Source organism: Stutzerimonas sp. 21-1, assembly GCF_056336065.1.
Map to the genome: position 1 here is coordinate 3,568,547 of NZ_CM150500.1, position 20,267 is coordinate 3,588,813.

At 61.1% G+C, this 20,267-nt stretch carries 18 protein-coding genes; 5 read left to right on the plus strand and 13 right to left on the minus strand.

What is annotated here, in order from left to right:
- Nucleotides 1-3: 3 nt before the first annotated feature.
- The 3 genes from AC0ZJQ_RS17165 to AC0ZJQ_RS17175 form a co-directional block, all read right to left on the minus strand.
- Nucleotides 4-798 carry a thymidylate synthase gene (locus AC0ZJQ_RS17165; protein ID WP_008569566.1) on the minus strand — a complete coding sequence of 265 codons (795 nt, stop codon included), beginning with the start codon at nucleotides 796-798 and terminating at the stop codon, nucleotides 4-6.
- A 75-nt stretch (nucleotides 799-873) separates the two neighbouring features.
- The gene (lgt, locus tag AC0ZJQ_RS17170; RefSeq protein WP_008569565.1) at nucleotides 874-1,674 is read right to left on the minus strand and encodes a prolipoprotein diacylglyceryl transferase; all 801 of its coding nucleotides are present in this window, start codon (nucleotides 1,672-1,674) and stop codon (nucleotides 874-876) included.
- A gap of 9 nt (nucleotides 1,675-1,683) precedes the next feature.
- A complete protein-coding gene (locus AC0ZJQ_RS17175; protein ID WP_314018122.1) occupies nucleotides 1,684-2,466 on the minus strand; it encodes a sulfite exporter TauE/SafE family protein in 783 nt (260 codons plus the stop codon).
- Nucleotides 2,467-2,680: 214 nt separating this feature from the next.
- Between AC0ZJQ_RS17175 and AC0ZJQ_RS17180 the strand changes: the two genes are divergently transcribed.
- The 3 genes from AC0ZJQ_RS17180 (at nucleotide 2,681) to AC0ZJQ_RS17190 (ending at nucleotide 5,619) form a co-directional block, all read left to right on the plus strand.
- On the plus strand, nucleotides 2,681-3,853 hold the full coding sequence (locus tag AC0ZJQ_RS17180) for an NAD(P)/FAD-dependent oxidoreductase (protein ID WP_237262643.1): 1,173 nt from the start codon (nucleotides 2,681-2,683) through the stop codon (nucleotides 3,851-3,853).
- A complete protein-coding gene (locus tag AC0ZJQ_RS17185) occupies nucleotides 3,850-4,659 on the plus strand; it encodes an aldo/keto reductase (RefSeq protein WP_237262644.1) in 810 nt (269 codons plus the stop codon). Before AC0ZJQ_RS17180 ends, AC0ZJQ_RS17185 begins: the two co-directional genes overlap by 4 nt.
- A gap of 72 nt (nucleotides 4,660-4,731) precedes the next feature.
- Nucleotides 4,732-5,619, plus strand: coding sequence for a metal ABC transporter ATPase (locus AC0ZJQ_RS17190; RefSeq protein WP_237262645.1), 888 nt, complete (start codon nucleotides 4,732-4,734; stop codon nucleotides 5,617-5,619).
- A gap of 24 nt (nucleotides 5,620-5,643) precedes the next feature.
- Here AC0ZJQ_RS17190 and hldE read toward each other — a convergent pair whose 3' ends face one another.
- A complete protein-coding gene (hldE, locus tag AC0ZJQ_RS17195; protein ID WP_476476990.1) occupies nucleotides 5,644-7,065 on the minus strand; it encodes a bifunctional D-glycero-beta-D-manno-heptose-7-phosphate kinase/D-glycero-beta-D-manno-heptose 1-phosphate adenylyltransferase HldE in 1,422 nt (473 codons plus the stop codon).
- An 85-nt stretch (nucleotides 7,066-7,150) separates the two neighbouring features.
- Nucleotides 7,151-8,956, minus strand: coding sequence for a lipid A export permease/ATP-binding protein MsbA (gene msbA, locus AC0ZJQ_RS17200; RefSeq protein WP_237262647.1), 1,806 nt, complete (start codon nucleotides 8,954-8,956; stop codon nucleotides 7,151-7,153).
- Between the two features lie 34 nt (nucleotides 8,957-8,990).
- Between msbA and AC0ZJQ_RS17205 the strand changes: the two genes are divergently transcribed.
- Nucleotides 8,991-9,614: a lipopolysaccharide kinase InaA family protein gene (locus tag AC0ZJQ_RS17205; RefSeq protein ID WP_237262648.1), complete on the plus strand. Its 624-nt coding sequence runs from the start codon at nucleotides 8,991-8,993 to the stop codon at nucleotides 9,612-9,614.
- On the opposite strand, the gene AC0ZJQ_RS17210 is transcribed toward AC0ZJQ_RS17205, so the two are convergent.
- The 3 genes from AC0ZJQ_RS17210 to AC0ZJQ_RS17220 are packed head-to-tail and all read right to left on the minus strand — an operon-like array spanning nucleotide 9,578 to nucleotide 12,541.
- Nucleotides 9,578-10,759, minus strand: coding sequence for a hypothetical protein (locus AC0ZJQ_RS17210; RefSeq protein ID WP_237262649.1), 1,182 nt, complete (start codon nucleotides 10,757-10,759; stop codon nucleotides 9,578-9,580). The two genes, AC0ZJQ_RS17205 and AC0ZJQ_RS17210, sit on opposite strands and share 37 nt — an antisense overlap.
- A gap of 8 nt (nucleotides 10,760-10,767) precedes the next feature.
- Complete coding sequence (locus tag AC0ZJQ_RS17215; RefSeq protein WP_237262650.1) at nucleotides 10,768-11,568, minus strand: polysaccharide pyruvyl transferase family protein; 801 nt, start codon at nucleotides 11,566-11,568, stop codon at nucleotides 10,768-10,770.
- Between the two features lies 1 nt (nucleotide 11,569).
- Complete coding sequence (locus tag AC0ZJQ_RS17220; RefSeq protein ID WP_237262651.1) at nucleotides 11,570-12,541, minus strand: glycosyltransferase family protein; 972 nt, start codon at nucleotides 12,539-12,541, stop codon at nucleotides 11,570-11,572.
- 1,000 nt (nucleotides 12,542-13,541) lie between these two features.
- Here AC0ZJQ_RS17220 and AC0ZJQ_RS17225 point away from each other — a divergent pair.
- Nucleotides 13,542-14,573, plus strand: a complete 1,032-nt coding sequence (locus tag AC0ZJQ_RS17225) for an alpha-2,8-polysialyltransferase family protein (protein ID WP_237262652.1) — start codon at nucleotides 13,542-13,544, stop codon at nucleotides 14,571-14,573.
- Nucleotides 14,574-14,625: 52 nt separating this feature from the next.
- Here the strand turns inward: AC0ZJQ_RS17225 and AC0ZJQ_RS17230 are convergent, their stop codons facing one another.
- From AC0ZJQ_RS17230 to rfaP, 5 genes are all read right to left on the minus strand, one after another.
- Complete coding sequence (locus AC0ZJQ_RS17230) at nucleotides 14,626-16,353, minus strand: carbamoyltransferase family protein (protein ID WP_476476991.1); 1,728 nt, start codon at nucleotides 16,351-16,353, stop codon at nucleotides 14,626-14,628.
- 100 nt (nucleotides 16,354-16,453) lie between these two features.
- A complete protein-coding gene (locus tag AC0ZJQ_RS17235) occupies nucleotides 16,454-17,893 on the minus strand; it encodes a lipopolysaccharide kinase InaA family protein (protein ID WP_237262655.1) in 1,440 nt (479 codons plus the stop codon).
- Nucleotides 17,890-18,645 (minus strand): lipopolysaccharide kinase InaA family protein, encoded by a 756-nt coding sequence (locus AC0ZJQ_RS17240; protein ID WP_102827936.1) that lies wholly within the window; start codon nucleotides 18,643-18,645, stop codon nucleotides 17,890-17,892. Before AC0ZJQ_RS17240 ends, AC0ZJQ_RS17235 begins: the two co-directional genes overlap by 4 nt.
- Nucleotides 18,642-19,379, minus strand: coding sequence for a lipopolysaccharide kinase InaA family protein (locus AC0ZJQ_RS17245; RefSeq protein WP_102827937.1), 738 nt, complete (start codon nucleotides 19,377-19,379; stop codon nucleotides 18,642-18,644). Before AC0ZJQ_RS17245 ends, AC0ZJQ_RS17240 begins: the two co-directional genes overlap by 4 nt.
- Nucleotides 19,376-20,191, minus strand: coding sequence for a lipopolysaccharide core heptose(I) kinase RfaP (rfaP, locus tag AC0ZJQ_RS17250; protein WP_102827938.1), 816 nt, complete (start codon nucleotides 20,189-20,191; stop codon nucleotides 19,376-19,378). Before rfaP ends, AC0ZJQ_RS17245 begins: the two co-directional genes overlap by 4 nt.
- Between the last annotated feature and the right edge of the window lie 76 nt (nucleotides 20,192-20,267).

The window sequence follows — 20,267 nt, forward strand, 5'->3', positions numbered from 1 at the left end:
ACGTCAGACGGCGACTGGCGCCTTGATGTGCGGATGGCTCTGGTAGCCGACCAGCTCGAAATCCTCGAAGCGGAAGGCGAACAGGTCCTGCACGGCGGGGTTGAGTTTCATCGTCGGCAATGGCAGCGGCTCGCGCGACAGCTGCAGATCGGCCTGTTCCAGATGGTTGGCGTAGAGGTGGCAGTCGCCGCCGCTCCAGATGAACTCGCCGGGCTGCAGGCCGCAGACCTGGGCGATCATCAGCGTCAGCAGCGCGTAACTGGCGATGTTGAATGGCACGCCGAGGAAGATGTCGGCCGAGCGCTGGTACAGCTGGCAGCTCAACTTGCCGTCGGCGACGTAGAACTGGAACAGCGCATGGCAGGGCGGCAGCGCGGCCTGCTCGACCAGGGCCGGGTTCCACGCCGAGACGATCAGCCGGCGCGAATCCGGGTTCTTTTTGATCATCTCCAGCAGGTTGGCGATCTGGTCGACCGACTCACCGTTCGGCCCCGGCCAGCTGCGCCACTGATAGCCGTAGACCGGGCCGAGGTCGCCGTTCTCGTCGGCCCACTCGTCCCAGATCGATACGCCGTTGTCCTTCAGATAGCCGATGTTGGTGTCGCCCTTCAGGAACCACAGCAGCTCGTGAATGATCGAGCGCAGGTGGCACTTCTTGGTGGTCACCAGCGGGAAGCCGTCGGCCAGGTTGAAACGCATCTGGTAGCCGAACACCGAATAGGTGCCGGTGCCGGTGCGGTCGCTCTTGAAGGTGCCGTGCTCGCGCACGTGGCGCATGAGGTCGAGGTACTGTTTCATCGCGGGCTCGGAACTGGAAAAAGGGGCAATGGTAAGAGGCCCCGCCGCGCTTGTCGCGCCGGCGGAGCCGGACGGTCAGGCGATGGCCTTGCGCGGGTTGTGCTTGTAGGCCCAGGCGATCATGCCGACGCCCAGCAGAATCATCGGCACGCAGAGCACCTGCCCCATCGTCAGCCAGCCGAAGGCCAGGTAGCCCAGCTGCGCATCCGGCACGCGGACGAACTCGACGATGAAACGGAAGATGCCATAACAGACCGCGAACAGGCCGGAAACCGCCATCGTGGGGCGCGGCTTGCGCGAGTAGAACCAGAGGATGACGAACAGCGCCACGCCTTCCAGAGCGAACTGGTAGAGCTGCGACGGGTGCCGCGCCAGCTGCTGCGGATCGGTCGGGAAGACCATGGCCCAGGGCACGTCGGTCGCCTTGCCCCACAGCTCGGCGTTGATGAAGTTGCCGATGCGCCCCGCGCCCAGGCCGATCGGCACCAGCGGCGCGATGAAGTCCATCAGCTCGAAGAAGCTCTTGCCGTTGCGCCGGGCGAAGATCCAGGTGCACAGCAGCACGCCGAGCAACCCGCCGTGGAACGACATCCCGCCCTTCCATACCTGCAGGATCAGGCTCGGCTGATTGAGGTAAGCGGCCAGGTCGTAGAACAGCACATAGCCCAGGCGGCCACCGACGATCACCCCCATCGCCACCCAGAACACCAGGTCGGAAAGCTTGTCCTTCGGCCATTCGGGGGCGAAGCGCGCGACGCGCCCGGACGCCAGCCACCAGGCGCCGCCGATGCCGATCAGGTACATCAGCCCGTACCAGTGAATCTGCAACGGACCGATGGCGACCGCCACCGGATCAATCTGCGGGTAAGCCAGCATGGTGATTCCTCAAATCAAGAAATGGGTACCGACGCTCAGCAGCAGCAGCGCGAACAGCAGCCGCAACACGCGCGGCGACAGGCGATGCGCCAGCCGGGCACCGAGGCGGGCGAAGAACATGCTCGTCGCCGCGATACCGAGCACTGCCGGCAGATAGACAAAGCCCAGACTCCACTCGGGAAGGTCGGGCGTCTGCCAGCCGACAACAATGAAACTGATTGCCCCGGCCAGGGCGATCGGCAGGCCGCATGCCGCCGAGGTCGCCACTGCCTGCTGCATCGGCAGGCCGCGCCAGGACAGGTAGGGCACCGACAGCGAACCGCCGCCGATACCGAAGATCGCCGACGCCCAGCCGATCACCGCGCCGGCGAGCGACAACCCGACCTTGCCGGGCTGGCCGGTGCTGGCCTTGGGACGCAGGTCGAAGGCCATCTGCACCGCCATCACGATGGCGAAGATGCCGATGATGCGCTGCAGCATCGGTCCCTGGATCGCCGCGGCCGTCAGGCTGCCGAGCGCCGCGCCGAGCAGGATGCCGACGGTCATCCACAGCACCATCGGCCAGCGCACCGCGCCCTTGCGGTGATGGGTCAGAATCGAATTGATCGACGTGAAAACGATGGTGGCCAGCGATGTGCCGACCGCCAGATGCGTCAGCACCTCCGGCGAAAAGCCCTGTGCACCGAAGCTGAGTACCAGCACCGGCACGATGATCAACCCGCCGCCCACGCCGAACAGCCCGGCCAGCACGCCGGCACCGCTTCCCAACAGCAGATACAGCAGGAACTCCATCGCTTCTGTCCCGGCGCAACGAAAGCGGCATGGTAGCGGAAACCGCCGCAAAACGGAGGCCGGCGGTAGCACAAACGCCCGTCACGGCGGCGGGTGCGGCGCGCATGCCCGACGCGGCAAATCCGGCCGACGGGCACGGCAACCCCCCAGCCGGTGGCTGCGCCAATGCCGTCGCCAGTTATACTGCCGCCCTGTTTTCTTGCGAGGTCGCGCCATGTCCGAATCCCTCAGCACCGACGTTCTCATCGTCGGCGGCGGTGTCGCCGGTCTCTGGCTCAATGCCCGCCTGCGCCGCCTGGGCTTCGCCACCCTGCTCGTCGACAAGGGCGCGCTGGGCGGCGGGCAGAGCGTGAAATCGCAAGGCATCATCCACGGCGGCACCAAGTACGCGCTGCACGGCGCGCTGACCGGCGCCTCGGAAGCCATCGCCGACATGCCGCGGCGCTGGCGCGAGGCACTCGACGGCCAGGGCGAGCTGGATCTGAGCGGCGCGCGGCTGCTGTCCGATGCGCACTACCTGTGGTCGCCCGGCACGCTGGCCGGCAATCTCACCAGCTTCTTCGCCAGCAAGGCGGTGCGCTCGCGGGTCGGTCAGGTGAAGGGCGACGCGCTGCCGCCGGCGCTGCAGCATCCGCAGTTCAAGGGCAAGGTGTACCGCCTCAGCGAGCTGGTGCTTGACGTGCCGAGCCTGATCGTTCGCCTGGCGGAACTGGCCGGCGACAGCCTGCTGGCCGGTGAGCGGATCGAGCCGCTGCGCGAGGGCGGCGAGCTGGTCGGCCTGCGCGTCGACGGTCGCGCCATCCGCGCACAACGCATCGTCTTCAGCGCCGGCGGCGGCACCGCCGAACTGCTCGCCGCCGTCGGCCTGCAGCAGCCGGCCATGCAGCGCCGACCGCTGCACATGGTCATGCTCAAGGCGCCGACGCTCAAGCCGCTCTACGCGCATTGCCTGGGCGGTGGCAGCAAGCCGCGGATCACCGTGACCAGCCATCCGGCCGCAGACGGCGAATGGGTCTGGTATCTCGGCGGCGACCTGGCCGAAGCCGCCGGCGTGGCGCGCGACGAGGCCGCGCAGATCGCCGCAGCACAACAGGAACTGGCCGAACTGGTGCCGTGGATCGACCTGTCCGCCGCGCGCTGGGCCACGCTGCGGATCGACCGCGCCGAGCCGGCACAGTCCAGCCTGGCGCGCCCGGACAACGCCTTCCTTGCCGAACAGGACCGACTGCTGGTCGGCTGGCCGACCAAGCTGGCACTGTCACCGGACTTCTCCGACCGCGTCGAAGCGGCCCTCGCCCGCGACGGCATCCGCCCGGGCAACCATCCGCCACTGCCGGCGCTGCCGCGACCGCCGGTCAGCGGCCCGTTCTGGGAAGGTCTGCTATGAGCACGACGCTGCATGACCTGCATCGGCCGCTCGGCAGCACCGGGCTGACGATCTCCCCGCTGGGCCTCGGCACGGTCAAGCTGGGCCGCGACCAGGGCGTGAAATACCCCAGCGGCTTCGCCATTCCCGACGACGCGCAGGCGCGCCGACTGCTGGCGCTCGCTCGCGAGCTGGGCATCAACCTGATCGACACCGCACCGGCCTACGGCGTCAGCGAGGAACGCCTGGGGCCGTTGCTGGCCGGCCAGCGCGACGACTGGGTGATCGTCAGCAAGGTCGGCGAGGAGTTCGACAACGGCCAGTCGCGCTTCGATTTCTCCGCCGCGCACACGCGCTTCTCGGTGGACCGCAGCCTCGCGCGCCTGCGCACCGACCGCATCGACCTGGTGCTGGTGCACTCGGACGGCAACGACGTGGATATCCTGCGCCACGCCGAGGTCTACCAGACACTCGCCGAGCTCAAGCGCGAGGGCAAGATTCTCGCCTACGGGCTGTCCGGCAAGACCGTCGAGGGCGGCCTGCTGGCGCTGCAGGACGGCGATTGCGCGATGGTCACCTACAACCTCAACGAGCAGGCCGAACGCCCGGTGCTCGACTACGCCGCCGCCCACGCCAAGGGCATCTTGATCAAGAAGGCGCTGGCCAGCGGCCACGCCTGCCTGCGACCGGGCGAGGACCCGGTGCGACGCAGCTTCGAGTTGCTGTTCGGCCATCCCGGCGTCGGCGCGGCGATCATCGGCACCATCAACCCGAAGCATCTGACCGACAACGTGCGCACCGCCGCCGCCGTACTGACGGGCAACTGAGATCCGCCTGGGCTAGGCTGTCTCCTCCGCCCGAGGCCGCTACCGCCGAAACTCGCCGCCAGGAGGAACCGCATGCCGACCGTTCTGCTGCGCAAGAGCCCCACCGCCTTCAAGACGCTGCCGCTGTACGTCGAGGCCAACCCGGACCGCCTCAACTACCAGAGCCTGGGCCGGCCGCTGAACTTCGGCGAAGTCATCGAGCGTCGGCGTCCGGTCGAGGTCCCCAGCACCCACCGCTTCGCCCTCGAGCTGGCCAATCTGGGCGTTTCGGTGCGCCTCACCCTCGACTGGCAGGATCGCGAATACTGGGTGCTGGTACGCCAGCAACGGCTGGATCGCGGCGACGTGGTACTCAAGCTGATCTCCGGCTACGTGCCGGCTCACGAACTCAATCTGCCGCTGCTCACCGCCATCCAGGAAATCGCCGAGGAATGCCTGCTGGAAACCCCGGAAGGCTGGCTGAGCGGCCGCTTCGGCGATACCTGGCTGCCAACGCCGTATGAAGGCCCGCTGCAGTACCGCGAAACGCCGCACTTCGCGCTCGCCTCGCTGACCGGCGCCACGCGGCCGGTGCACTGCGGCGAGCGGGTGCTGATGGAACGTCCGCGTGCATACGTGCACCTGCCTACGGCCTCGCTGCAGCTGGTTTACGACATGCGTCTGGAAGTGCCGAAGGACGTGCATCGGCCAAGCCTGTTCCATGTCGACGAGCGTCTCGAGGACGGCGAGCTGGTTGCCCGTCTGGATCGCAGTCAGGCCGATCTCTATCTGATTCCGCTGCGGCATGGCGAACCGCAGGAGCAGCTGCTGCAGCTGCGTAGCGGCCGCCTGAGCCCGGTGGCGACCCGCGGGCTGTGGCTGTCGGAAAGTTTCGCGCCGCAGGACGGCTGGGTAGTGCGCGACGAGCGCATTGGCTGGAAGGACTGGTGGGCCGGCCGCGCCCTGGCTGTCGCCCGCTGAGTGGCGGCGGCACGGCCGCGGCCGCTAGGCCTTGCGAATCTTCTCGACAATGGCGGTGGTGGAGCTGTTCTCTACCAGCCCCAGCACACGCACCTCGCCGCCATAGGCGCGGACCAGCTCGGCGCCGACCACCTGATCGACACCGTAGTCGCCACCCTTGACCAGCACATCGGGGCGTACCTGCGCCAGCAGGTTCTCCGGCGTGTCTTCGGAGAAGCACACCACCCAATCCACCGCCTCCAGGCCGGCGAGCACCGCCATGCGCCGGTCGACACTGTTGATCGGGCGGCCCGGCCCCTTCAGGCGACTGACCGAGGCGTCGTCGTTGACCGCGACGATCAGCCGGTCGCCCTGAGCGCGCGCCTGCTCCAGATAGGTCACGTGGCCGGCGTGCAGGATGTCGAAGCAGCCGTTGGTGAAAACGATCTTCTCGCCCTGGGCGCGGGCATCCTCGACCACGGTGAGCAGTTGCTCGACCGTCATCATGCCGCGCCCGGAGCCTTCCTCGCGCTGGATCGCGCGGCGTAGCTCCGGCGCGCTGACACAGGCGGTGCCCAGCTTGGCGACCACGATGCTGGCGGCCAGGTTAGCCAACGCCACGGCCTGCGGCAGCTCGGCACCGGCGGCCAGCGCAGCGGCCAGTGTGGAAATCACGGTATCGCCGGCGCCAGTCACATCGAATACCTCGCGCGCGCGCGCCGGCAGATGCAGCGCGGCGTGGTCGGGGCGCAGCAGGGTCATGCCGTGCTCGCCACGGGTCACCAGCAGAGCGTCCAGCTGCAGGCGGCGCATCAGCTCGGCGCCCTTGGCGACCAGCTCGGCCTCATCGGCGCAATGCCCGACGATCGCCTCGAACTCGCCGAGGTTCGGCGTGATCAGCGACGCACCGCGATAGATCTCGAAATCCATGCCCTTGGGATCGGCCAGCACCGGAATCCCGCGGCGGCGCGCCGCCTGGATCAACGCCTGATGATTCTTCAGCGCTCCCTTGCCGTAATCGGACAGCACCAGCACCTTTACCCCGGCCAACAGCGCCTCGACCTCGGCTAGCAGCGCCGCCGGATCGGTATCGAACGGTTCCTCGAAATCCATGCGCAGCAATTGCTGATGGCGGCTCATGACGCGCAGCTTGACGATGGTCGGCTGGTGCTCGATGCATTGGAAATGCGCTTCAACGCCGGCGGCTGCGAGGCTGTCGACCAGGCTCTGACGCGCCTCGTCCTCGCCGGTCACGCCGACCAACTGGGCAGGCGCGCCCAGTGCAGCAATGTTCAGCGCAACGTTGGCCGCACCACCGGGGCGATCCTCGATCTGCTCGACCTTGACCACCGGCACCGGCGCCTCCGGCGAAATCCGCGACGTGCCGCCATGCCAATAGCGATCGAGCATGACGTCACCCACTACCAGGACGGGAGCTTGGTCGAAACGGGGCATGGACAGCTTCATTGAGAGGGCTCCGGGGCGCTGGAAAACGCCGCGGATCATAGCATGCCGGCGCGCCGCGGCTCGCGCGGCCCAGCAGACACGCGGATCACGCCGGCTCGTCGTCCTTGAACTGCTTCTCGTGCAAACGAGCATAGGCACCGTTCGCCGCCAGCAGCTGCGCATGGTTGCCGCGCTCAACGATACGCCCCTGCTCCATCACCAAGATCAGATCGGCCTTCTCGATGGTGCTCAGGCGATGGGCGATGACCAGCGTGGTGCGGCCACTCATGGCGTGGTCCAACGCGCTCTGGATATGCCGCTCGGATTCGGTGTCCAGCGCCGAAGTCGCCTCGTCAAGGATCAATACCGGCGCGTTCTTCAGCAGCGCGCGGGCGATCGCCAGACGCTGGCGCTGGCCGCCGGAAAGCAACACACCATTCTCGCCAACCAGCGTCTGGTAGCCTTGTGGCATCTGCTGGATGAACTCGTCCGCGTAGGCATCGCGAGCCGCGCGCTGGATGTCTTCCAACGGGGCACCTGCCAGATCGCCATAGGCGATGTTGTTGGCGACAGTGTCGTTGAACAAGGTCACCTGCTGAGTCACCAGGGCGATATGCCGACGCAGGTTGCGCAGCGTGTAGTCCTCGATATCCACGCCGTCGAGCAGAATCTGCCCTTGATCGTGGTGGTAGAACCGCGGAATAAGATTGGCCAGGGTGGATTTGCCACTGCCCGAACGGCCGACCAGCGCAACCATCTGCCCCGGCTCGACATTGAAGCTGATGTCGTGCAGGACCTGCTTATCGGTGCCCGGATAGACGAAGCTCAGCCCGTTAATCTCCAGTCGCCCCGCCACTCGCTCACGCTCCAGCGTACCGCCATCGACTTCCGAGGCTTCGTCCAGCTGCTCGAAGATGCTTTCGGCACCGGAAACACCCTTTTGTATGGTGGAACTGACCTCGGACAGCTGCCGGATCGGTTTCGGCAGCAGGCCAGCCAGGGTGATGTAAGCAACCAGATCGCCGGCAGAAGCATCACCGCGCATGTACAGCACCAGAAACATTAGTACCGCCATCGCGCTGTAGATCACCAGCTGCAGCGTCGGCGTATAGACCGCATTGGTCTTGACCATGCGCAGCTGCTTGCCGGTGTTGTCCTGACTCGCGCCGAGAAAACGTGCCTGCTCGTAGGCCTCGCCACCGAAACTGCGCACTACCCGGTAGCCCTGGATGGTTTCCGAAGCCACATGGGTGACATCCCCCATCGCGACCTGGATTTTCTTGCTCTGCTTGCGAAATTTCTTGCTGGCACTGGACACCATCACACCAATCACCGGCAGGATCGCCACCATCACCAGCGTCAGCTTCCAGTTCATCCACAGCAGCGTGGCGAACAGAAAGATCACTGTCATACCCTCGCGCACCACCACCTTGATCGCATCCGTCGCTGCCCCGGTCACCATGGTCACGTTGTAGGTGATGCGCGAGATCAGATGTCCAGAGTTGTGGCTGTCGAAGTAGCGATTGGGGAGCGTCAGCAGGTTGTTGAACAGCGCCACACGCAGGTCATGTACCAAACCCAGCGAGACGCGGGCCAGGAAATAGTTGCCAAGAAACGAACCGACACCCTGCAACAGCGCGATGACCACGATCAGCAAGGGCACCGCCTGCAGCAGCTTCAGCCCGGCCAGCCACTCCAGTTCGTTGAGATGAGGCACCTGGGCAAAAAAACCGGCGTCCGGATTGTTCAGCCCATCGACGAAGAACTTGAGGATGTAGCCCAGCATGGGCTGGGTGGAGGCGAAGAGCAGGAAGCCGAGGATGCTGATGGCGAACAAGCCCCAATAGGGGAGTACATAGCGCAGCAACCTCAGATACACCTTTACGCTGGATTGCTGGGTAGAATTGGCCATTGCGGCAGCCCCATGAGACGGCTAGAGGAACGAAATGCGGATTGTATCAGCGCAGGAGCTGGAAGATTGGTTGGCCAGTGGAGAGGTTCTGGAGAGGGATGCCCGGGGACCGAAGGTGGTGGCGCTAGAAAATGGCTTGTTTCTGAAGATATTTCATACTCGCCGCCAGCGTTGGCTGGCGCGCTTGAGGCCTGCGGCCTCCCGTTTCGCCTACAACGCGGAGCGCCTGCGCCAAGTCGGCGTTCAAGCTCCTGAGATAACGGACCTACTTTGGCTTGATCGCCAAGCAGGGCTAAGCGCCTGCATATATCGCCCGCTTCCAGGCGAGTCCATCGAGCAACTCTACCGACAAGCTCCACAGAAGGCACAGCAGCTCATACCCTCTTTGGCCAACTTCGTATATCGACTGCATCGGCGCGGAGTATATTTTCGCTCGCTTCACTTGGGAAATATTTTGTTGCTTCCAGACGGCGAACATGGGCTGATTGATGTTCTAGACCTTCAGTTCAAGCGACACCCACTCAGTTCCTGGCGGGTGCAACGTAATTTCGCACACTTAAAGCACTACCTGCGCCGGCGCAAATTGACTGACTTCCCCCTTGACAGCCTAATTGCTCATTATCAGGACTGCGCAGTACATGAGATCCGGCGCTCCTGAAAATAGCTCGTTACTGCGCCTCGCTGACTATCCAATATCGCCATAAAGACGGGCAGCCAAAAATAAATCCACAAGGGCTGCGGCGAGGTAAGCACACCATTGCTTGTTGTCAGCAAACTTCCCCAGCCAAACAACGACAATAGAAACCACTTCGAGCGCACACGCAGCACATAAACAGACCACAGCAACGCAAACAAAAAGAACAACAGAACCCCAAACAGGCCGCTGCGGTATAGCATGGCAAAATAGCCACTATGCGGATGCTCGAATCTCCCTAAAAAGAGATATTCATCGGAACCGCAGCCAGTCCAAAAGCCGCACACGGCAATTAGGCGTCCCCAAGCATCCTGCCAAATATCTAGTCGATAACTAAAGCCTCGCCGCAGAAGTAACTCATCGACACCAACGAAGAACAAGAGAGCTCCCAGTGCCCCCAGTGCTAGCAGTGTTGCCAGTCCAAGAAAAATCATGCGCCTGTATATTAAATACCCGACGTAAAACAGAACCAAACCCACCAACGTTGAGCGGGACTGGAAAACAGTTGCACACAGCAAAACAGCACAGACCAGTAAGAACAACCCCACCGATAGCATCCAAGGCGAGCGTCGTTCGCACGTATCTGCCAATCGAAATAGCCAAATATAAATCATCGCACTGCTAATGATGAGCGAGAAGTGTACCGGATTTATTGGTTCACCAAGGAAACGGCCGTAGCGCAAAAATTTTCCACTATTCTGCCATATCCATATCCAGTCAACGGTAATAAAAGCCAACACACCGACGCCTACCCACGCACATACCTCATACAGCGCGTTCACATCCCAGCGTCGCCTCTGCAGCAACAAGCAGCTACAAAAAAACAACAACAAATACAATGCTTTTTTCAAGCCAGCCACACCCCTAGCATCCAGCACTGATAAAGCTATTATCAATACAAAAAACCAGCCAAACGGCCGAACCAGCAAGACCAACGCATTCGGCTTCAACAACAACCAACCCAAACAAGGTAAAGCTAAGCCAACATAGAATATGTTGTTTGTCGCCTTCGAAGAAAGCGGAAGATAGAAAGCAACACAGAACAATCCAAAAAGTACGGCGAACATCCAAGGGCCATAGTACAGCCACTGCTTACCAAACCACGTCATTAAAAACCTCAATACCGGGGGAAGGAGCGCAGCAGGCCAGCCTGCAAATCAAGCAATCCCGGACGCTTATACTCGCCTACTAACTCAGCGATATCCGCCCGCCCAAGGGTATGCAGTGCAGAATCGCCGAGAGGCTTGGGCTCTTCCATCGAAAACGCCGAATAGTAATCAACAAACTTAAAATCGGAGATCAATCCATTCGAAAGACGCAATCGCCGATTAGGCACCTCAAATGAATCCGCAACAATCAGTCCGTGCATGCTGGAGGAGAGTACGAAATCACAAGCGAGTATTGCTCGCAACACATCCTCCACCGGCCAGAATACATCGATCAACATCACTCCCGGCATTTTCGCCGCCTGAATCACCGCGGGATGCTGACGATCCACATAGTGAGGAATAATACCGACCCGATAACTCTTAGCTGGCTTCGCACGACCAGCCCACCAATGTTGCGCCAACAAACCAGGATCACCCAATGCAGGGCTAGCCTGGAGTCCAAGCACTTGCTCGCGGCTTTTCGTACCCCGTAAGGCATGATAATGATGGCGCGAAGAGAAGCTAAGCCCTGGTGCGTCCGTACCCGAGCCCCAGATGTGCAAGCGATGTGGTAGAAAAAAACGCCTGGCTTTACGTTCCCTAGGCAAGATCGAGCCTATGGCCATCATCTCCGCCCGATCTATTGGCGCATAAACCACAGGCTTGGACGCCAACATCTCCACCAGCAAAGGCGACAGATAGTCACCGAAATTCTGCTGACCCGGGTCGCTACGCCCCTTACCCCGGCACCAGTAAAGCTTAATAGTCATTTTAGACTCTCATTCCATATCGGAGATACACCCATGCCCGCCGCCAGGAGGTTAGCCCTGGCCAGGGGCGCATGGGCTCGAGAATTGCCCGCGCTAGATCTTGTCCAACCCGTGCGAAGGTATAGCGCTGGCGAGCAAATTCCTGCCCCGCCTTGGCGAGGCGCTCTGCGAGAACTGGATCATTCTTAAGAAGCTCAAGCTTAGCCACGCCCTCCTCGACAGACCTGTAAAGCATGACGTTCTTGCCATCTTCAAAGCCCAAAGCTGCATCTTCATCCTCACCCTGACTCCAAGCCAACAGCGCACACCCCGCAGCCATGGCTTCAAAGTTCTTCACCATGTACTCACCCATACTGACATCAGCACTAACGAAGATACGGGTACGATTGAGCAGCTCTACATACTGCGTACCTGACTCCGTACGCGTTATCAATAACTCACTTCTAGCGGCGATGGACTCCAGCATCCTTTTGCGTTTCTCATAGGAGTGGCCATTTACACTACCGATGAAAGCGGCCGATATATCTCGCTTCGCATTTTTACTCACGATAAGCTGCTCGTCGTATCCCTTGGAAACGAAATGCGCATCTACCCCTTCACTGCACAAGCGCTTCGCCACTCCCACTCCTGAAACCAAGACTTTAGCCCACGGCAATTTCCCATAAAAAGGGGAATAACGACCGTAGTACTTGCTTCCCACCATGTAGTTTTGGCAGGCGTCATGCTCGATAAATACTAGACCAGGAATGCAACGCAACACATCAAGCTGGCGTCTTAGGCGTTTCAATCGGGAGAAAATCACGATACGGTCATAGGCTCGACTTTTGCGCTGGCGAAGCACTAGCCATAGCTTTCTTTGCTGCGTGTTACTCACACGCACGATATCGCAATCACCAATAGCCATGCGAACACATTCGTACAGGTGATCGAGATTGATGCGCTGTTTGTCCATCACAAGCAGCAAAACTTTCACAAGAACCAGTCTCCATAACCTTGAAAATGAAACGCTGTGGAAAGCAACACCGATCCTGACCGCACTAGGCTCAAAATGCTTCAGCCGCCAGCCGCAGCCAGCTCACCCAACTTAGAACTTTACCTTGTTTTTTGTTTAATATCCGAATTCTGTTTGCCTAGCCGAGCAACGCCCTGCATCCGCTAGTCGCCCTACACAGTAGCCACCAGCCCGATTGATTCTTCGCCAAAGCCAAGTAAAGCTGGCCCTGAGCAAGCCGGCCTCCGCCTCGCGAGCCGAAAGCAGAACTTTCCCAGGCGAACATGCATCGACGTTAACAGCAGTCTAACCTGCATCACCACCAACCCTCGTTCGCCGAAACCCGCTATAGCGCACTCACCGACAAAGGAACCCCTTAAGCGCCCTTGCCGGCCTAGAGGGGCTTCCTGTATTGCAGTCACCAAGCATGCTTATCACCTCATGGCGCCCGCCAGCACAATGCGGATATGATCCACACTATCAAGGAGCATTGCTGCAGGGTAGTCTTCACCCACACCGCCGCCGCGATACGCAAGATAAACCGTTTAGCGTGGATGCTATCAAGCATTCAGATGGGGACTCGATAGAGTTAGACTACCTTCTTCTGCTGCAACTAGCTGTGCCACTCCCGAACTGAAGATGATATAAGCCGCCTTGCTGGCACCTAATCGAGAATAAAGCCATATGGTCGGATCGATAAACAAACCAAAGAAACGCCTAAAAAACATATAATGCATGGAAAACAAACGACTGAAGCCCTTTTTCCAAAAAACAGGAACGCGCAGTTATGCAAACAGAGCGCAACCTCATTTTATGAACACAGCAGACATCTACACTTCACCATGATCCGTCCCTTTTCGGGAGCGGAGCTCAAGCTTTCCTGACACAATGCTCCGCATAACCACATATCGCCAACCCGGATATCACTGCCCCCGAAAACCCAAAACACGCAAACTAATACCATGCAATATGGAGCACTTACATGAGCGGATCTGTTGCCATCTATTTTGCTAAAACCGAACTGGAAGTGCTAGCCTCCGAAATAATCGCCAGCCAACATGAAAAGCATAGTCAAAACTTACTAGCTTATAGTGGAAAGCAAGCACCGTTCATCATAAATCCCGAATCCTTTGCCTCCCATCTGAAACTTTCAACCCAGCCAAAGCGAGGCATATTCCCGGAACGACGCACTATATTAAGCAACCTTGAAATGGTCGCCCGAGAGGTGCACAGGCTCAACACAGCACCCGACACTATCCGAATTCATCTACCTCGCCTGTCGACATCAAAGAGCAACTATGCAATAAACTATTTAAAGAAAAAATTTCCTCAAAGCCTAATACGCGTATGCCTTATTCCTCACGGACTTGCGAGCATAGAACCGATTCCTCTCAACAGAAAACGGAAAATAAAATTTTTCAAAAAAAAATGGAACCCAGCCAATATATTTTACCCTATGCTGGAGTATTATGTTCCGGCCGGAGACTTAATTGGTGGAGCGGACGATATTGTCCAGAATATATATACATTCCCAAGCATTATCGTACCCGTTGCCCCGGAGAAAATAATCGAACTATCGGGCCTGAAGAACTACATCCAGAGCACTCCAAAGGCACGCACCGGACGTTCAGCTATAATCATTGGCCAACCGCTCTTAAAGAACGGATATATTAGCGACTCCACACATGCGCACGTGCGGGATCAAATGCATAACTGGCTGATGAACAATAGCTTCGACATTATTTATTACAGCAAGCACCCCCGCGCAGGAGATTTTCTGGACTTTTTCGTAGATGGATACCAATTGATCGAGCAGAACGGTCCAGTAGAGATTGCACTGTGCGAGCTCCAACCAGTAGCAGTCATTTCCTGTTACAGCGCCGCACTGGCCACAGCAAAGATCCTTTTCGCCGACGACGTCCAGTCCATATCTTTTGGTCTATCACTTACTCAAACCGATAAGAAAGAGTCCTTGGGAAGGTACTTCCGAAGCATCGGAGTAGAACTGCGCTGAGGTTCCGACAGCAAAGCGATTTTCGCTGCCGGTATCGAAAGATGGATGGGTACTATTTCACCACCAACACATCCTCCATGATCAAGTACTGCAGATCCGAGCCATAAAACATGTTCAGCGCATCGGTGGGCGAGCAGACCATCGGTTCGCCGCGGCGGTTGAGTGAGGTGTTCAGCGAGACGCCGTTGCCGGTGAGCCTTTCCAGCTCGACCATCAGGTCATACCAGCGCGGATTGTATTCGCGCTTGAGGACCTGGGCGCGGGAGGTGCCGTCTTCGTGGACGACTTCGCCGACGCGCTCCTTCCAGCCTTCGTTGACTTCGAAGGTGAAGGTCATAAACGGGCTCGGGTGGTCGACCTTGAGCATCTGCGGCGCGACGGTATCGAGCATAGAGGGGCAGAAAGGCCTCCAGCGCTCGCGGAACTTGATCTGCTCGTTGATGCGGTCGGCGACGCCCGGGACGCTAGGGCAGCCGATGATCGAGCGTCCGCCGAGGGCGCGCGGGCCAAATTCCATGCGCCCCTGGAACCAGGCGACCGGATTGCCGTCGACCATGATCTTGGCAATGCGCTCGGCCACATTGTCGATCTGCTGCCAAGCGGGCTTGTTGGGGTGGCGCGCGCAGGCCGCGATGACGTCCTCGTTGCTGAAGCTCGGACCGAGATATACGTGCTCCATCTTTTCCACCGGTACGCCACGCTGCACTGATACATAGGCCGCCGCACCGACGGCGGTACCGGCGTCGCCGGAGGCGGGCTGGACGAACAGCTCCTTCACTTCGGAGCGGGCAATGATCTTCTGGTTGAGCTTGACGTTCAGCGCGCAGCCGCCGGCGAAAGCAATCTTGCCGGTTTCGCGGATGATGTCGCCCAGGTAGTAGTCCATCATCTCCAGCGCAAGCTTCTCGAACAGCGCCTGCATGCTGGCGGCGTAGTGGATATATGGATCGTCGGCGATATCACCCTCGCGCTTGGGACCGAGCCACTCGATCAGCTTCGGCGAGAAGTAGTAGCCCTTGCCGTTCTCCTTGTAGCGACGGAAACCGATGACGTTGGCGTAATCGGTGTTGATGATCAGCTCGCCATTCTCGAATTTCGCCAGGCGAGAGAAATCGTACTTGGCCGCGTCGCCGTAGGGCGCCATGCCCATGACCTTGAACTCGCCATCGAGCATCTCGAAGCCGAGGTATTCGGTGATCGCTCCGTACAGACCGCCCAGCGAATCCGGATCGTAGAACTCCTTGATCTTATGAATCCTGCCGTTCTCGCCCCAGCCGAAGAACGTGGTGGCGTACTCACCCTTGCCGTCGATGCCCATGATCGCGGTCTTCTCGGTGAAGCCGGAGCAGTGGTAGGCGCTGGAAGCGTGAGCCAAGTGATGCTCGACCGGCTGCAGCTTGACCTTTTTCAGATCGAAGCCCAGCTGTTGCAAGCACCATTGGATGCGCTTCTTGTAGCGATAATAGCGACGGTTGCCCATGAGAATGGCGTCGAGCGCGCGGTCCGGGGCGTACCAGTAGCGCTTGGCGTAGTGCCAACGGGCTTTCTCGAAAATGCTGATGGGCGCAAAGGGAATCGCCACCACGTCGACGTCGCTCGGCTTGATGCCGGCCTGCTCCAGGCAGAACTTGGCGGACTCGTAGGGCATGCGGTTCTTCGCGTGCTTGTCGCGCACGAAGCGCTCCTCCTCGGCAGCAGCGATGAGCTTGCCGTCGATGTAGAGGGCAGCGGAAGGATCATGGCTGAGGGCGCCGGAAAGGCCGAGAATCGTCAATGCCACGGATGAAAGCCTCTTGAAAAGCGAGCTGGACGCCTGAAGCCGGAGGCTTGAAGCAACAGCGGATGTTTAGTTCAGCTCCGCAGAGCGTGTTCTTCCAGCTTCAAGCATCGGGCTCCAAGCTGTCCTTCGGTATTCGTTCGGCCAGCAGCCGATGCAGCGCCGAGTCGGCCGGCCAGTTGCGCAGAAAACGTGCGCGATCACGCGTATAGGCGCGACTGAAACCCGCCTCGCTGCGGTGTTGCTGCGCAGCATCCAGATCGATCAGCGTCCAGCACCCCTGATCCCAGAGCAGGTTGGTACCCTTAAGATCACCGTGGCTGATGCGCTCTCGACGTAGCGCAGCGAACAACTGATCGAGTGCCCGCAACTCGGATTCGGGCGGCGAACCAGCGAGGTACGGCTGGAAACGGGCAATTATATCCTCGCCGCCGCTGTATTCGGTAATCAGATAGCTGCGTTGGCGCAGGCCCAGCCAACGCCGTTCCAGCATGGCCAGCGGTCGTGGCGTGGCGATGCCGAGAAAACTCAGGCGATTTCCCTCGACCCAGCTGTGCCAGGCACGGCTGGGTCGCCAGCAGCGACGCAGCCAGTGGCCCAGGCCCTTGATGTTGTAGCGCTTGATCACGAGCGGCCTGCTGGCTGTCTCGATCAGCGCCACGCTGGCACTGCCGCCCCGCTTCAATGCACGTCCCGACTCGAGCGCCCTATCCGGCGCAGCCAGCAGGTCCTCCATTACAGCCACCTCGCTGCGACGAACGATGCGTAGCACGCTCAGGCTGCGCCTGACGCTGAACAGCGAGCAGTCGCGGCCAAGCTTGCCGAGATAGTCGCGCAGTCGCCAGCGACGTACGCTGGCGATCTCCCGCAGCAGAGCCTCCAACGGCAGGGCATGCTCGCCGTTGACCAAGATGTAGTGCACCAGCAGTTCTTCGATGTACGGCTCCAGACCAGCCGGCAGCTGCGCGAAGAACACGCCGAGGTTGGCCAGCACCTTGTCGCGTGCCAGCGGCTGGCCGGGAGTCTGCGCCTGAATGCCGCCACCATCGATGATGAATAGATGGCCGTCATGCCGCAGCAGATTGTCCAGATGCAGATCGTCCTGCCACAGGCCGCGCGCGTGTAATTGCGCGATGGCGCCCAGCGCTTCCCCCAGCACCGTCTGCTGGAGATCGGACAGCGGCGGTTCGTGCTCCACCGCCCGCCAGGCCTGTTCCAGACTTTCGGCGCCAACGAGGAAGTCGAAGAGCAACCAGCCACCCAGCCCAGTCTCAAAGCCCTCGGAGAGCAACGCCGGGGTACTCATGCCCTGCTCGGCCAGTAACCGAGCACCGTGGCGCTCGCGTTGGAAATGGCGCTCAGCCTTAGCGCCGACCAGCAGCTTGGCCAGCACGATACGTCCCTGCCATTCGGCCCTACCGACATAACGCTGCCCCGGCAGCACGCGCAGCCACTGCAACATGCGCAGTTCGCCGGCGGGCAGCACAAGCGTCAGCGGCAGCGCCGGCGAGCGGCCGGCGCGGGTCAGTTCGTTCAGTTTCATGCGCGTGCCTGCTTGCTACGGTGGCGGCCAGCGATCTTTTCCAGCCAGGCGTCGATAGCCGGATCATGCTCGTCCTGCTGCAGATAACCCGCCAGCAGTTGTCGCACCTCGTTCTGGCCCCAGGCAGCGGCACGGCGCAACAGGGCTTCGAGGTCGACGACACGATCGTTGCGCCCAGGCAGCAGTGGCCGGGTCTTTTCCAGATCGATGAGGCAGGCTTCGAAGCGCTCTCCGACCGGGCGCAGAAAGATGTGCTTGGGATAAAAACAGCCGTGGCGCTGACCGGCCTCATGCAGTGTGCGGGCTAGTTCGGCGCAGGCCCGCAGCACGGCCGCCCGAGTCGCTAGAGGCTGCTCACTCCAACTAATCAGCCAGCTGTCGAGGTCCCGCCAGTCGTCCAGCGCGCGAGTGAGCAGGATGGCACGATGCTCGCCGGCGACTCGCCGCGCGCCGAAATATACGGCCTGCAGCGCCGGTATACCCAGGCGCTGGTAGCGCTGAATGTTGCGAAATTCGCAGGCGAACGTCGGCTCGCCGAACGGATGGCGCAGGCTGTGAGTCAGGTAGTTGCTCTGTCGCTTCAGATAATAGGCCGTATCGCCCAACTCCAGGCGAAACACGCTACTCCAGCCGCCGCGACCGGTATTGGGCATATCGACCGATTCGAGCTGCACGGCCCAGAGTGCATCGAAGCTGGCCAGCCCGTGCGCGTCGAGCAGGGGCCGATCAGTAACGGAAAAAAACTCGTTCATTCGCGTCCCTCGAAATACTCCAGCACCTGCGCGATCAGCACCCGATCAGCCGGTATCAGCCGCCCACGCCGCTGGTACTGCAGGTAGAAGCGCAGGCGTTGGGTGCGACTCAAATGGTACTTGGCCACCTTATCCAGGCAGGCCAGATCCTTGATGATGCGCCGCCGCAGGAAAGGCCCCCACCAGAAGGCGCCAGAGGGGCAGTCGATCAGGAACAGCCCGCCGTCCTCATTGATCAGCAGGTTGCGCCATTTCAGGTCGTTGTGGGCGAAATGGTGATCATGCAGGGTGCGGGTAGCATGCGCCAGCTGGCGACTGATGCGCGCAACCCAGTGGCGATCGCTCAGACGCGGGTCGTTGTTCGCCGCCATGGCCGCCATGTCGACAGTGTTGGGCACTTCCAGCGTGATCAGCGCGCCACGCAGGAATGCGCCACCACGACGCTCCAGGCCCCAGGCCACCACCGGCGCGACGGGAATACCCCAGCGCGCGAAGTGCCGCAGATTCTGCCATTCGGCCTTGACCCGCGGCCGCCCGAGAAAGCGCCGCAGCCCTTTGCCGGCAGCCCAATAACGTTTGACGTAGTAGCGCAAGCCGCCGCATTCGACGCGAATCACCTCGGATAACGGATCGCTGGCGATCGCCTCGCCGGTCAGCGCGAACACCGTCGGCAGATCGGCGAATGCCCGGACCGCCTCGGTGGGCGTGCCGGTCGCGAGCTGCCAGCCACTCACGCCTGTGCGCCCGGCGCGTACTTGCGCGCATAGCGACTGGACAGCCGCTCGGCCTTGCGCTGCAGCCAGGCGAGCAGATGCGCCTCGTCATGCAGGATGTCACGCAAGGGCCGCTGAAAATAGCCGCGCAGAAACCGCAACTTGTCACGCCGCGTCAGGCCGATGCCCAGCGCCGAGAAGTACAGCCCGGCCAGGTCCTTGTCGCGCCAGCGGCGCGGTGTCTGCGCTCGGGTCTGCGCGCGGTGCAGGTCGATCAGCGACAGGCGGAAATTGCTCGCTGTAACGGGCTTGTCGGTGTGCAGCAGGAAGTGACAGATATAGAAGTCCCGATGATTCACACCGGCGCGGTGCATGGTACCGGCCATGCGGGCAACTTCGGCGATCAGTGCGCGCTTGAGCGCCGGTAGCGGCGGCTGCTCGCGCCAGTTCACCGAGAAATCCTCAAGACTGACGGTCGGCGCCAGCTCCTCGGTGACGATGAACGAATGCTGGCTGGCCGGATTGGCCCCGCGCTCGCCGTACGCGACGGCGGTCATGGTCGGTACGCCGACTTCGTGCAGACGCTGGATCGCCCGCCATTCCTGGCCGGCGCCGAGCACCGGGGCCTTGGCGGTGAGCAGATTCTTGACGATCTCGCCCCAGCCGATACCGCGGTGAATCTTGACGAAGTAGCCGCGCCCTTCGACCTCGGTACGCAGCGTGCGACGGCCTTCCAGCTCGCGGTAGACCTGGCCTTCGAGGCGCTCGACCTCGGCGAAGGCATCCTTGCCCCGCCACAGGCTCTTGAAGGGTTCGGCGAGGATCAGTTGCATGGTGGCCCCTCCGCCAGAGGGGGCACGGTGTAGCCTTGCCCACCACTGACGCACTGCGGCAGCGCCGACGAATAAG